At 63.6% G+C, this 13760-nt stretch carries 9 protein-coding genes; 5 read left to right on the top strand and 4 right to left on the bottom strand.

Annotated elements, in window-relative coordinates; translation table 11 throughout:
- Positions 1 to 60: 60 nt before the first annotated feature.
- Positions 61 to 1716: a multicopper oxidase family protein gene (locus HVO_RS01010; protein ID WP_004041330.1), complete on the top strand. Its 1656-nt coding sequence runs from the start codon at positions 61 to 63 to the stop codon at positions 1714 to 1716.
- A gap of 16 nt (positions 1717 to 1732) precedes the next feature.
- On the opposite strand, the gene HVO_RS01005 is transcribed toward HVO_RS01010, so the two are convergent.
- Together HVO_RS01005 and HVO_RS01000 are read right to left on the bottom strand one after the other, a co-directional pair.
- A complete protein-coding gene (locus HVO_RS01005) occupies positions 1733 to 2338 on the bottom strand; it encodes a YqaA family protein (RefSeq protein WP_004041331.1) in 606 nt (201 codons plus the stop codon).
- A gap of 199 nt (positions 2339 to 2537) precedes the next feature.
- Entirely contained in the window at positions 2538 to 5564 is a 3027-nt protein-coding gene (locus HVO_RS01000) for an FAD-binding and (Fe-S)-binding domain-containing protein (RefSeq protein WP_013034992.1), read from the bottom strand.
- A gap of 153 nt (positions 5565 to 5717) precedes the next feature.
- Here HVO_RS01000 and HVO_RS00995 point away from each other — a divergent pair, with 153 nt between their 5' ends.
- Both HVO_RS00995 and HVO_RS00990 read left to right on the top strand, forming a co-directional pair.
- Entirely contained in the window at positions 5718 to 6599 is an 882-nt protein-coding gene (locus HVO_RS00995; RefSeq protein WP_004041332.1) for a GAF domain-containing protein, read from the top strand.
- Positions 6600 to 6781: 182 nt separating this feature from the next.
- The gene (locus HVO_RS00990) at positions 6782 to 7546 is read left to right on the top strand and encodes an IclR family transcriptional regulator (protein ID WP_004041333.1); all 765 of its coding nucleotides are present in this window, start codon (positions 6782 to 6784) and stop codon (positions 7544 to 7546) included.
- Positions 7547 to 7626: 80 nt separating this feature from the next.
- Here HVO_RS00990 and aceB read toward each other — a convergent pair whose 3' ends face one another.
- Positions 7627 to 8937, bottom strand: a complete 1311-nt coding sequence (aceB, locus tag HVO_RS00985; RefSeq protein WP_004041334.1) for a malate synthase AceB — start codon at positions 8935 to 8937, stop codon at positions 7627 to 7629.
- A gap of 863 nt (positions 8938 to 9800) precedes the next feature.
- Entirely contained in the window at positions 9801 to 10262 is a 462-nt protein-coding gene (locus tag HVO_RS00980; protein WP_013034959.1) for a nucleoside deaminase, read from the bottom strand.
- A 1156-nt stretch (positions 10263 to 11418) separates the two neighbouring features.
- Here HVO_RS00980 and HVO_RS00975 point away from each other — a divergent pair.
- Positions 11419 to 12615 carry an ABC transporter substrate-binding protein gene (locus HVO_RS00975; protein ID WP_004041336.1) on the top strand — a complete coding sequence of 399 codons (1197 nt, stop codon included), beginning with the start codon at positions 11419 to 11421 and terminating at the stop codon, positions 12613 to 12615.
- 6 nt (positions 12616 to 12621) lie between these two features.
- A complete protein-coding gene (locus HVO_RS00970; protein WP_004041337.1) occupies positions 12622 to 13734 on the top strand; it encodes a FecCD family ABC transporter permease in 1113 nt (370 codons plus the stop codon).
- Positions 13735 to 13760 lie beyond the last annotated feature (26 nt).

The raw sequence follows: 13760 nt of genomic DNA, 5'->3' as shown, positions 1-13760 counted from the left end.
TTCTTACAGACAGGCGCAGCCCTCGGCATCGCCGGAACGCTCCCGCAGACGACGACGGAGGTGTCGGCGGCGTCACCGACGTTGGAGAAGTTCGTCCAACCGCTTCCGATTCCGTCGGTCCGAGAGCCCGACGGACAGCGAGACGGCGCGGACGCGTACGAGATAGCGGTCACCGAGTTCACCCAACAGCTTCACCCGGACCTGCCGGAGACGACGGTCTGGGGGTTCGACGGGTCGTATCCCGGCCCGACCATCGAGGCGGACGCCGGGAGCCCGGTCCACGTTCGCTTCGACAACAGCGGCCTCCCGAGCGAACACCTCTTTCCCGTCGACGACCGACTCGGCGGCACGACCGCGGAGAACCACCCCGGCTACGACGGTCCCGTGCCGGAGGTTCGGACCGTCACGCACTTCCACGGCCTTGAACTCGACCCCGCGAACGACGGGCAGTCCGATATGTGGACCTCGCCGGGCGGGGTCGAGGGACCGCGGTTCGACTCGGCGTGGCAGGAGCTTCCGATGGAACAGGGGCGAACGACGTCGACGTACCACGACCACACGCTGGGCATCACGCGACTCAACGCCTACGCCGGGCTTCTCGGTCTCTACTCGATTACGACCGACGCGGAGCGCGAACTCGGCCTGCCGTCGGGCGACTACGACATCCCGCTGTTGCTGCAAGACAAGGAGTTCAACGACGACGGCTCGCTGCACTACCCCGAGGAGTTCGTCTCGGCGTTCCTCGGCGATACCGCCGTCGTCAACGGGGCCGTGTGGCCGTACGTCGAGGTCGAACCGCGGCGGTACCGGTTCCGCATCCTGAACGGCGCGAATCACCGCTCGTTCGACCTGCAACTGGAGAGCGAAAGCGGGTCGGGCGTCCCGACGATGTACCAGTTCGCCCCCGGTCACGGCTTCCTCGAATCGGTCGTCCCCATCGGCCCGAACGGCGACCTCGACTCCCTGCTGCTCACGCCGTTCGAGCGCGGCGAACTCGTCGTCGACTTCTCCGACCACGCGGGCGAGACGCTCACGCTCGCCAACGGGGCCGACATGGGTCCCGAACTGACCGACCTCGTCGAGTTCCGCGTCTCGGACCCGTCGACGCCGCCGGAGGACGCGAGCGCCGACCCGACGAGTCTGTCGCTTCCGACGCCGGCCTCGTACGACGAGAGCGACGCGCGGGTGACCCGCGAGATGACGCTCGGGACCGAGGTTCGAAACGGCCTCATCACGCACACGCTGAACGGCCACGTCTTCGGCGACGAGGACGCGCCGGTCTACCCGCAACTCGGAGCGACCGAGATATGGGAACTGCAAAACGAGTCGGGCGGGCGACACCCGATTCACCTGCATCTGGTCACGTTCAGAGTCATCGGCCGCGGACCCGACGGGACGCAACCGCCGGACCCCAACGAACTTGGGCCGAAAGACACCGTCCGCGTCGACCCCGGCGAACGCGTGCGGATACTCGTGACGTTCGAGGGCTACACCGGACAGTTCCCGTGGCACTGCCACATGCTCGAACACGAGGACAACAAGATGATGATTCCGTTCGTCGTCGAGAACCCCGTCGCGGACTACGCGAACGAGGAGAACGTCGTCGACGCGACGGGGCTGACCGACGCGGTCGGTGACTGGCGCAACGAAACCCTCGAAACCGAGGTGCTGCTCGAAGTCATCGACCAGTGGCGAAGCGGCGACGAAGTCGCCTGACCGCGGTTCCGCCGACTTACTGCACCGGCTCGGCCGAGCGGTCCGAGAACCACCGATTGCGGACGACGTACGCGACGAGGACGACCGCGGTGGCGACGCCGATAATCGAGTACACGTCGACCTCGGTGAGCGACCGGGCGGCCTCGCCGAGATAGACCGCGAGCAGCGCTTCGATGGTGTACCGACTGCCGCGCCCGAGCACTGACGCCGCCAGATACGTCCGGAGGTCGAGGTCGAACACGCCGGACCCGATAGAGAGCAGTTCGTACCCCTCGGGAATCGGCGCGAACGCCCCGAACGCGACCGTCACGAACCCGGAGCGCTCGAAGTATCGCTCGACCTTGTGAATCCGCTCGCCCGCGAACCGCGAGTCCAGCGCGCGCCGGCCGCCTTTCTTGCCCATGAGGAAGCCGACCAGCCCCGCCGACACCGACCCGACGGTCGCGACGACTGCGTACGGGAGCGCGAACTCGGGGTTCGTCGCCGACAGCGGGACCAGCACCAAGTCCGGCGGGACGGGTAGCAAGAAGAATTCGAGAAACGCCACGAGCAACAGCCCCGGCGCGCCGAGCGAGGCGAAAAACGCGGTCGAGAGTTCGACGGTCTCCAGTACGTCTAGCATCGTCGTCTCTACGCAGCCGCTGCTGTCAGTAATAAGTATCGCCGGCCGTGAACGTCGGCTCCGCGGGTGGGAACTGACGGCACGAAACGTCGCCGCGGGTGCAAGGCGGCGAGTTCGGTGCTGGTTCGTGAACCGCGTCAGGCTGGCTGGTTCGGGGGGAGCGCGTCAGGCTATCGGCTGTCGGCTGTCGGTGGCGTGGTCAGTCGAGGGCTTCGGCCATCTTCTCGATGGGGTGGGGCGGGCGGGACTCGCCGGGTCTGTCGCCGAGTTGGGAGCGACACGACGCGCCGGGTGCCGTGACGACGTCGCCGGGGCTGTCGTCGACCTGTCCGAACAGGATTTCGCCGATGCCCTTCGAGAGTTCGTAGTGCTCTTCCTCGTAGCCGAACGACCCGGCCATCCCGCAGCAACTGGAGTCGAGCGGGTCGACGGCGTAGCCGGAGCGTCGCAGGACGCCCACGGCGTGGTGGTCCTTGTTCGTCGCCTTCTGGTTGCAGTGGCCGTGGTACGTCAGCGTCTCGGCGGAGGCGTCGAAGTCGAGGTGGTCGTCGGCGCGCGCGGCGTCGAGGTACTCCATGACGCCGTAGGCCGACCCCGAGACGAGTTCGACGGCCGTCCCGTCGAGGAGGTCGAGATACTCGTCTTGGAACATCACCGCGTCGGAGGGCTCGACGAAGACGACCGACCAGCCGTCGTCGACGTAGGGGCGAAGTCGCCCGACGTTGTGTCGCGCTCGGTCGCGGGCCGTATCGAGCATCCCCATCGAGAACGCGGCGCGACCGCTCGATTCGAGGTCGCTCGGAATCCGAACGTGGACGTTCGCGGCTTCGAGGACCTCGACCGCGGCCTTGCCGGGTTCGGGGTAGTTGTAGTTGGTGTAGGTGTCGGGGAACAGAAGCACCTTCCCGCGGGCCTCGGCGGGCGGCACCGACGACCCGCCGCGGGCCTCGAACCACTCCTCCAGCGACTCGCTGCTGAAACTCGGCAGGTCGCGCTCGCTGGCGATGCCGAGGACCTTCTCCAGCAGGAGACGGCTCCCCGGAAGCTCCGCGGCGACGTTCGAAAGCGGGGCGAGTTTGCTCCCGAGTTTCGACAGCGTGTCGACGTTGGCGAACACCCGCGAGCGGAGGCTGGTGCCCTCTTTCTGGTGGTACTGGTGTTTCACCTCGGATTTCAGCTTCGCCATGTCGACGCCGGTCGGGCAGTCGCTCTGACAGCCCTTACAGCCGACACAGAGGTCCAGCACCTCGGTCTGGAAGCGCTCGGAGTACAGTTCGTCCTCGGGGAGTTCGCCCGAGATGGCGGCCCGGAGCATGTTCGCGCGCCCGCGAGTGGTCTGGACCTCCTCTTTCGAGGCGCGGTAGGTCGGGCACATGGTGTTCGAGTCGGTCTGCCGGCAAGTGCCACAGCCGTTACAGAGTTCGACGAGGTGCGAGAAGCCGCCCTCGTCGTCGAAGTCGAGGTCGGTCTGGGGCTCGACGGACTGGTAGTCGGGACCGTAGCGGAGGTTCTCGCGCATGTCCGCGCCGACGCCCCGGTCGCTGTCCGGGCCGGGGTCCGAGGGTCCGTCGCGGTAGACGACGTTTCCGGGGTTGAACAGCCAGTCGGGGTCGAACGCCGTCTTCAGTTCCTTGAACGCGCCCCAGAGTTCGGGTCCGTACATCTTCGGGTTGAACTCGGTCCGGGCCATCCCGTCGCCGTGCTCGCCCGAGAAGGCCCCGTGGTGTTCGACGACGAGGTCGGTCACGTCGTCGGTGATGGAGTGCATCTTCTCGATGCCCTCGTTCTCCTTGAGGTTCAGAATCGGGCGGATGTGGAGCGTCCCCGACCCGGCGTGGGCGAAGTACGCGGCCGACGTGCCGTGGTTCTCAAGGACGTCCTCGAACTTCTGGACGTACTCCGCGAGTTCTTCGGGCGGGACGGTCGCGTCCTCGATGAACGGGTACGGCTTCGGGTCGCCTTCGAGGCTCATCAACAGCGGAATCGCCGCCTTGCGGAGCTTCCACAGTCGGCCTTGGCTCTCCTCGGAGTAGGCTTCGAGCACGTCGAACGCCGCGCCGGAGTCGACGAAGTGGGCGTTCGTGTCCGCGACCGCGGCCTCGAAGTCGTCGACGAGTTCGTCGTCCCACTCCAGCATCAGCGCCGCCTTCGCGCCCTCGGGGATGGGTTCGGCGTACTCGGCGTAGCCCTCCGACTCGCGGGCGAGGCGGAACACCTCGTCGTCCATGAGTTCGACGGCGCTGACGGGGAATTCGAGCGCCTCCGGGACGGCCTCCATCGCGTCCACGAGGTCGTCGAAGCAGTACAGCGCGAGCGCCGTCTCGTCCGGCTTGGTGACGAGCGAGACGGTCGCCTCGACGATGACGCCGAGGGTGCCCTCCGCGCCGACGAACAGCTTCGAGAGGTTGATGACCGCCTCGCCGTCGTCGTTCTCGTAGATGACTTTCTGGAGGTTATACCCCGACACCGAGCGCTTGAGGCTCGGATACTTGTTCTCTATTTCCGACTCGTGGTTCTCGACGAGCGCCCGGACCGTCCGGTAGATGTTCGCCTCCAGGTCGTCTTGGGCGAGAATCGAGTCGTACTCGTCGCTGTCGAGGACGACCTCGCGGGTGTGAATCAGCGAGCCGTCGGCCAGAATCACTTCCAACTCCTCGGTGTAGGCGCCGGTGATGCCGTAGCGGACCGAGTGCGCGCCCGTGGAGTTGTTGCCGATGCCGCCGCCCACGGTCGAGCGATTCGAGGAGGCGGGGTCCGGCGCGAACTTGAGGCCGTGGTCCGCGAGCGCGGCGTCGAGGTGGTCCTGAACGCACCCCGGCTGGACGGTGGCACGCCTCGCCTGCGGGTCGATATCGACGATATCGTCCATGTACTTCGTGAAATCGATGACGACGCAGCCACGTCCGACGGTTTGGCCGCCCAGCGAGGAGCCCGTTCCGCGTGGCAGAACGGGGACGCCGTGGTTTGCCCCGGTCTCCACGGTGGCGCGAACGTCGTCGGCGTCCCTCGGCAGGACGACCCCCGCGGGTCGCGCCTGATAGATGCTGCCGTCGGTCGCGTACAGCACCTGCGCGTACTCGTCGAACTTCACGTCGCCGTCGACGCGGTCCCGTAACTCCGTCGCCAGTGCGGTGTAGGCCGTCGCGTCCGGACGGTCCACGTCGAGCGTCGTCGCCGATGTCTCTCCTCCCCGTGGGGAGTCGAGCACGTCTTCAACTGCCATCATCAATGATACAAATACGCACGGATTAAATCCTCTGGTGTTGCGACACGTTCTCGTCCCCCGAACGGCCCTCACGACCGACGTGGGGATTTATAGTCGCGTCCTCGGTACGTATCCTCATTCATGGTCAGGTCACCGAACTGGAATCAAACTGACGTGGCGCGCGCCATCCCGACGGCGTCCAAGACGGAGGTCGACCAACTGCTCGCGAGCCTCCAGCGACTGACCGGTATCGGCGTGTGGTCCTACGACGTGTCGCGCGACGAACTGTGGTGGAGCGACGAGGCAAAGCGAATACACGGGTTCGACGCGGCGGCGACGCCGACCGTCTCGGACGTCGTCGAGCAGTACGCCGAAGGCGACCAAGACGGCGTGTTGGTTCGCCTCGGCGACGCTATCGAACACGGCGAGCCCTTTGCTATCGACGTGCGGTACGCGAGCGAGCGAACGACCGAGCGGTCGATACGGCTTTCGTGCGACCCGCTGGTAGAGGACGGTCAGACGGTCACGCTCTACGGTGTCGTGCGGGACGTGACGGACACGAAGCGTCAGGAACAGCGCATCGAGATTCTTCGCCGGACGAGCCAGGAGTTACGGAACGCGAGTTCGAAGGCGGAGGTGGCGGAGATACTGGCCGACGCGGCGAAGAACGTCCTCGGCCTCGTCAACACGACCGTCCGGTTGGTCGACGAGAACCGGAACATGCTCCAAACCATCGAAGCGACCGAGGAGTGTCTGGAACGCGCCGGCGACCGGCCGAACTACTCGGTCAGCGAGGACACGCCGGCCGCGCGGACGTACCGGACGGGCGAGCCGGTCATCCACGCGAACCACGAGCACACCGAAGACGACCACAGTCGGGGCGCGCTCCAATCGGGGCTGTACGTTCCCATCGGGAGCCACGGCGTGCTCAGCGCCGGCGACGTGGTCGTCGACGCGTTCGAGGAACACGACCTCGAAGCCGCGGGCCTCCTCGGACAACTCGGCGCGGAGGCAATCACGCGAATCGGCTGGGTGAAACGGTCGCGGGCGATTTGACGGCCGACCGAACAGCCACGACGCACGCGAACCGAACAGCGTTCGACGCATCCCACCGTTCTATTTCGTTTGTTCCCGCGGGAATACGAGAGAAACATGCCCGGATTGACCGGGCTGGCGGGGCAGTTCAGCTGATTTACATTATGGCAACAGTTATGAACCATCATGATAATAATTGGTGTATGATTGAGAACGTGACCGGGCGACGGCTCAAGACGACCCAGGCCTCGCTGGAGATTCTCAGCCTCATTCTGGAACACGACGGTCTCACACTCGCTGAACTGGACACGATGGTCGACAGTTCGAAAAGCTCCATTTGTAGTCACCTCAACACGCTCCTGGAGAGTCGGTATCTGGTCAAGCGCGACGGCGTCTACCGCGTCAGTTTCAGGGTGGCGCTGTTGGGCGAGCGCGCCCGACATCGGTATCCGAGCGACGAGGTCGTCGAGCGGGTCGTCGACGAACTGGCCGACGCGACCGGCCAAGAGGCGAACTTCACTATCTTCGAACACGGTCGGCTGCTCATGTGTTACGGCTCGTCGACCGACGAGGGACGGGACGCGAACGGCATCCGCTACCGGTCGGAGTACCATCTGCACAACACGGCCGCGGGGAAAGCCATCCTCTCGGAACTGGACCGCGACGAGGTGGCGTCGATAGTCGACCACTGGGGGCTGCCGCGGGAGTCGGAGGGTACGATTACGAACGCCGACCGGCTGTTCGACGCGTTGGACGAAATCGCGACTCAGGAGTACGCCGTCGTCGACGAGGAGTTCGCGCCGAATCTCATCGCCGTCGGCGCGCCGGTCCACGACGGCGACGGGCGTATCGTCGGCGGCCTCAGCGTCGGCGGCCCGAAGTATCAGGTGGATATGACGCGACTCGAACGCGAATTCGCCGACGAACTGCTGAACGCCGTCGAGTCGCTGGAAGCGGCGCTCTCGTAGGCAAACACCGCCGTCTCAGGTACCAAGCGCGAAAATGGCGGGTGCGGGTTGGCTGGCGTTGTCAGGCTGACTGCTGGTCGTTAGTCGTCCGTCCCGACGGCCATCGCGCGCTCGACGATGCCCTCGCCGTACATCTCCTCGAGGGCGTCGTGTTGGTCCGGGCGGTGCTCGTACACGTCTTGGAACAGGGCGACGGGCGTCATCGCGGCCTGATAGGTCGCCTCGTCCCACATGCGGTCCTTGGCGATGTCGACTTCGACGCCGTCGATGACGAGCGTCGTCGCCTGCGTCATCGCAATCGCGCCCTTGCCGGCCTCCTTGGCCGCCTCGAACTCCTCCATGGAGTCGACGATGTCGTCCATGCTCGGGACGTAGGTGGTGAGGTCGAGCAGCTCCTCGTGGAGTTCCTCGGCGTCGAGTTCCTGTTCTTCGCCGTCGACGCGGAGCACGTAGCTGTCGTCGCCGACCTGTTCGAGCGAGAGTTCGTCGCCGTCGTACACCTGTCGACCGTCCTCGGCGTCGAGTTCGATTTCGTCGTCGTCGAGTTCGAGGAGCCAACTGCCGGTCTTCGGCGGCAGCGGTGCCTCGTTTGCGGTGACGACCTGCCCGGGCGTGAGCGCCCAGATACCCGTCATCCCCATGGCGCGGTTCTCGACCATGCGTTCGCGGTAGCCCTCCACGTCGCGGATGTCGTCGTAGGGGCCGTCCACGGCGATACAGCCGGCGGCGCTGGCCCCGCGGGAGGTGTTGTGCCGCAGTTCGGCCCACGCCGGAAGCTCGCCGGTCGGCGTCATCGCACGCATGTCCTTCGTGTAGTCGACCTGCCCGTCGACGAGGAGGAACAGCCGTTCGAGGTTGTTGGACGGCTTGCCCTTCTCCGCGCGGAGGTCGCTCATCGCGAGTTCGGCCTCGCCGCTCTCGATGATGACCGACATCGAGAGGCTTCCCTCGTCGAGACCGTGTTCGTGCTCGATGATGGTGATGAACTCGTCGGCCTTCTTCCAGTCGTCGAGGTCACCGACCTCGGGGATGACGAACCCGTCGATGTGCTCGACCGCACCGTTTTCGGGGTCGGTGATTTCGAGCATCTGCTTGAAGCCCTCGTAGCGGGTCGAGGGGTCGTCGCGGTGCCACACGACGCGGGGGTGAATCTCGCCGGGGAAGTCGGCTCCGTGTTCGGAGACGACCTCGACGAGGTTCTGGACGCCCTCGGCCCGCATCGACGGTGCCGTGGCGTCCTCGTTGTCCGGAATCCATGTGTCGGGGGCCTGCATCCCCCGAAGTTGGGCCGCGCTCTGCAACATCTTCGCCGAGTTCTCGCCGCTGACCGCCGTCGGCGAGGTGAAGAACGTCCGTACGAACTCTCGTTCGTAGTTTCTGTCGCTACTCATATCGACAGTCGAAACGTCTCTTGCGAAACATATTAAATATTTAGACTCGCCCAACTTCGAGTCGAACTCGGGCGGTTCGCCGTGATTTCGTTCCTGAGCTCACCCGACGAGTGCGACCGACGATACACTCCACCGTTCGGTCACCGCACCGCCTTATCACCACTATCATCACTAACTTACATTATGTAAATATGTATGGTGTCATGTGTGCACATTATACAGATATATGGGATTAAGTGAAAATCGATTACAAGCATATGGTTGTAATGATTTGCGGTGGTTCGCCGTGAGGTAGACCATCGTTCGAATTATGTAAATACTCGTTGTCGCTCAGTCCGAGCGCAACGTCTCGTCTCGATAACGGCCGACGACGGGTCGGTCCGTAGCTTGACGTGACTTCACCGAGTTGCCCGTTCGTATCAATTTTCAATATTACTAAGAGAACAATTAGGTAGTCAGATACAGGAGGCTCGGCTTGCGAACGACGGCCGTCGTCGAACGTACCTCATCGACCGCCGAACTGAGTAGTACACCCATTACAGAGCACAAACAGCCGTTTGGTGCACGAATGAGAGATTCGGAGACGAGATGGAGCGGTTCCGAACACGTCGCTCGATTCGAACGCGCCCTCGTCAGCCGTGAATATACAGCTAGAGGAGATACGCCGCCGGTATCGACATTCAGATTCAGCGAGTGGGCCCGAACGCTCGTCGATACGGTGTCGACCTGTGAATGTAGCTGTGATTGATATTTGATACGGGTGTTCGAATGAACTATTGAATCTCTGACTGTTCGAAACGCCCGATGCTCCGGGCGTTCGCGCTCCGGTTGAGTCGGCGTTCGTCGCGGTGGTTGGCTGGCTCCTACCACTCGTACTCCCGGTGAACCCGCCGGGCCTCGTCGTTCAGCACGGGGCCGACGACCTCGGTGACGGCGTCGAGAACTGCGGCCGACCGAACGCCGGGATTCGAACCCGTGAACTCCCCGATTTCGTCGCCGCCGACACCGTACACGACGCGCGCGAACCCGGCGGTCGCCATTCCGCCGGCGCACATGGGACAGGGCTCCGTGCTGGTGTACATCACCATCGCCGCTCGCTCGTCGGCGTCGTACTCCCGACACGCCCGATAGGCGAGTTGTAACTCGGGATGGCGTCGGATATCGGACTCCGTCACGATTCGGTTCGAGTCGCGCATGATGACCTCGTCGTCGCGGACGAGTACGGACCCGAACGGTTCGTCGCCGCGAGCGGCCGCCTTTCGGGCGAGTTCGAAACTCTCGCGCATGTGTCTCTCGTGGTCGAAGTCGTCGAAGTGCGTCGTCACGGTCGCCTGTGCTCACTCCCGAGACCGAGTTAAATCGAACGGCGGGTCGTAATTCGGGTTTGTCGAGTTATCTAAATTATCCTGATTTCGTGGATTCTTTCGATATTCTGAGCTAGTAGGATTTTCCGGAAAATCGAACACCACCGGATTCCTCAACGATGTGCAGTTCCGGGGGGACATCCGAGCAATTCTGATAATTTAAACAATTTACAGTATCTGGATGTGGAACAGTATCTCGACTGTGGGCCATAGAGGTAACCTACGATAGCGAAATAATCTGAATAACGAGACGAATAATGATAAGCCGAAGTAGACCGATTATGTATCTCCTCTCATCTGGGTGGATACTGCGACGACGACGAACGAGCCACAGAATTGCAGTTAATTGAACTACTCGACGAATCTAGATAATTTGGATTATCTACAATATCCTTGTTACGCACGTTTAGACAGCTGACTCCGACGCGCCCGAATCCGCGGCCGTGGTGATACACTCCGAGACTGTGGGTAATTCAGATAATGTGAAGTATGTGACTTAGATAGGGTATCTAAATACTGTAAAGTTGGTCGATAATGGCCTACTGTCGAATTATGTATCGACTCGATGGAGCCGTATCGACAGTATCGACACTACCGAAGTACTCCAGACAATCCACATAATTCACAAATCGAGGTAGTTCGGGAAATTCAAATCATTCGGATTACTCAGATGGGGTAGGTGTGGTCGGTCGAATACACTCCGTGGGGAGGGTTGAGACTGGCACCGTTCGCGCTGGACTGGACGGCGGCGCGGTGACGACAAACGCGAGAACGGATTAGCCCAACTTCGACAGCAGTTTGCGACCGGTCCACCGGCTAACTCCCGGGAGGGGACGAGCCATTCGACGCGACAGCACGACGTAACACGACCGACCGAACGCCCGTCACCGCGGACGCGAGCGTCGAAAACCGACGCGAGAGTTGTTAGTAACCCCATCTGATAATTCGGATATTCGCTAACTGGACAACCCGGATTAGAGATGGGTGATACCACAGTTATAATCATTATATCTACGGTCGAAATATGCGTGTGTCCCGACATTGTCGTGCGACACCCCGTTATTAGGGTTGCCTAAACTTCGAAACGGTTATCTGTCTTTAGGCAGGCCTAAATAATATGGTTCGAAGACGACAGATACTCGCAGGAAGTGCAGGACTCTTCGCATCGGCTCTCGCTGGCTGTACCGCGGGCGGGAGCGCGGATTCCGAGTCGACGGCCGCCGCGGAATCCGAAACCGAGGCCGCCACCGAGTCGACGACGACCGAACAGACGACCGAGAGCGCCGGGCAGTACACCGTCGAGATAGAACCGAACGACCCGTACACGTTCGAAGCAGTGCCGGAGACGTACGGCGTCGCCTCCGGGCCCTTCCTCGATATGGGGATGGCGCTCGGCATCCATCCGAGTGCGACCACCGGCCTCGAACGCGCGCCGCTCAAGTTCTACGACCTCCTCGGGCTCGAATTCGACGAGAGTCGAATCACCAAGCTCGCGAGCGGTGCGGAATCCGGCTTCGACAAGGAGAACTTCTACGCCGCCGACGCCGACGTGTGGCTCATCGCCCGCGCCACGCTCGGCCGCTACGTCAGTTGGGACGCCTCGGACTACGAGGAAGTCGAATCCCAGACCGGACCCTTCCTCGGCACGACTCTCCGGTTCGCCCCGACGGCCGCCGTCAGCAACGAGCCGAATCCGTACACGCTCTACGAGGCGTTCGAGAAGGTCGCAACGGTGTTCCAGCGCCGACAGCAGTTCCAGGCGTGGCAGTCGTTCCACGACGACCTCATGAGCACTATCGAAGCCGGTCTCCCGCCGGAGGACGAACGCCCCACCGTCGCCGCCATCTGGCGCGGCGTCAGCCCCGACTCCGGCCAGTTCCGCGTCGCGCCCCTCCACCGCCTCGGCAACAACACCAAGTCGTACTTCCGGGTCGGTATGAAAGACGCCTTCGAGGGACGCTACCCCGAGGGACCCATCGGCTACGAGGAGCTCATCAACGTCGACCCCGACTACATCGGCGCGGTGGGCGCGCTCACCTCCTCGACCCGCGAGGAGTTCGTCGACACCGTCGTCGAGCCGTTCGAGAACAACGAGAGCGGACAGCGGCTCACGGCCGTTCAGGAGGGCAACCTCATCCGGAGCGCCGGGCAGTACATGGGCCCAATCGTCGATATGTTCTCGACGGAAGCCGTCGCCAAGATGGTGTATCCCGACCAGTTCGGTGAGTGGCCGGGTGCGGTCGGAGACGTGCCCGAAGACGAACAGCTGTTCGACCGCGAGCGCCTCGTCGACATCGTCAACGGGAACTTCTGACGCCCGATGAGCAAGGTTACAGACGCGGTCGGTGCGGTTCGCGCGGAGTGGCGCGACCGGTACGCCGACTCGATGCTCGCCCTCGTCATCGTCGGCAGCCTCGCGGTCCTCCTCGGGGCGACGCTCTTACAGGTGAGCTTCGGCGCGTACCCCCTCACCCTCTCCGAAGCGTGGGGTGCTGTCTTCGACTCGGCGGTCGTGTTCGACGCCGACGTGTGGCGTGCGTTCCTGCTCGGCGGCGACATCCCCGAATGGTTCACCCAGCGCCAGTTCGTCGTCTGGAACATTCGCCTGCCGCGGGTTCTCGTCGGCGTCCTCGTCGGTGCCAACCTCGCGGTCTCGGGCGCAATCTTCCAGGTCGTCACCCGAAACGAACTGGCGAGTCCGTACGTCCTCGGCATCAGCGACGGCGCGGGGCTCGTCGTGCTCGTCACGCTGACGTTCCTGTCGGGACTGCTCCCGCTCATGCCGGTGCTCGCCGCCGTCGGAGGCGCAATCGCGTTCCTCCTCGTCTACCTCATCGCGTGGAAGAACGGCACCTCGCCGGTCAGACTCGTCCTTGCGGGCGTCGTCGTCGGGACGGTCTTCGGCTCCGTCCAGCGCGCGATGTTCTTTTTCATCAACGACCTCGGCGTCGTGATGTCCGCGCAGGCGTGGCTGTCCGGGTCGCTGCTCGGAACCGACTGGGCGCAGGTGCGTATCGCGCTCCCGTTCACCATCGTCGCGCTCGGACTCGCGCTCGCGGTCACCAAGGAACTCGACGTGCTGCTCCTCGGCGAGGAGACTGCGCAGTCGCTCGGCATGCCCGTCGAGAAGGTCCGCTTCGCCGTCGCCGGTATCGCCATCCTCTCGACGGCGGCGGCGATAGCCGTCGCGGGACTGGTCGGCTTCGTCGGCCTCATCGTCCCGCATATGGTCCGGAACCTCGTCGGTAGCAACTCGAAGCGGCTCCTCATCGGCTGTGCGTTCCTCGGGCCGGCGCTCCTCGTCGGTGCCGACGTGGGCGCGCGACTCGCGCTGAGTCCGATTCAGCTCCCGGTCGGCATCATCACCGGCCTCGTCGGGGGACCGTACTTCCTCTACCTCATGCGGAAAAAAGAGGACATCGGGTCGGTCTGAGGCCGTCGCCCCGCGTTCTCGGGCGG

The sequence above is a fragment of the Haloferax volcanii DS2 genome, assembly GCF_000025685.1.
Classification (GTDB): Archaea; Halobacteriota; Halobacteria; order Halobacteriales; family Haloferacaceae; genus Haloferax; species Haloferax volcanii.
Note: the sequence above shows the minus strand (reverse complement) of the source record. Positions and strands in the feature narration are given on the sequence as shown.

Coding starts and splice junctions, on each gene's coding strand:
- HVO_RS01005 (WP_004041331.1), bottom strand. CDS start 2,338: ATGCTAGACGTACTGGAGACCGTCGAACTCTCGACCGCGTTTTTCGCC.
- HVO_RS01000 (WP_013034992.1), bottom strand. CDS start 5,564: ATGATGGCAGTTGAAGACGTGCTCGACTCCCCACGGGGAGGAGAGACA.
- HVO_RS00990 (WP_004041333.1), top strand. CDS start 6,782: ATGATTGAGAACGTGACCGGGCGACGGCTCAAGACGACCCAGGCCTCG.
- aceB (WP_004041334.1), bottom strand. CDS start 8,937: ATGAGTAGCGACAGAAACTACGAACGAGAGTTCGTACGGACGTTCTTC.
- HVO_RS00975 (WP_004041336.1), top strand. CDS start 11,419: ATGGTTCGAAGACGACAGATACTCGCAGGAAGTGCAGGACTCTTCGCA.
- HVO_RS00970 (WP_004041337.1), top strand. CDS start 12,622: ATGAGCAAGGTTACAGACGCGGTCGGTGCGGTTCGCGCGGAGTGGCGC.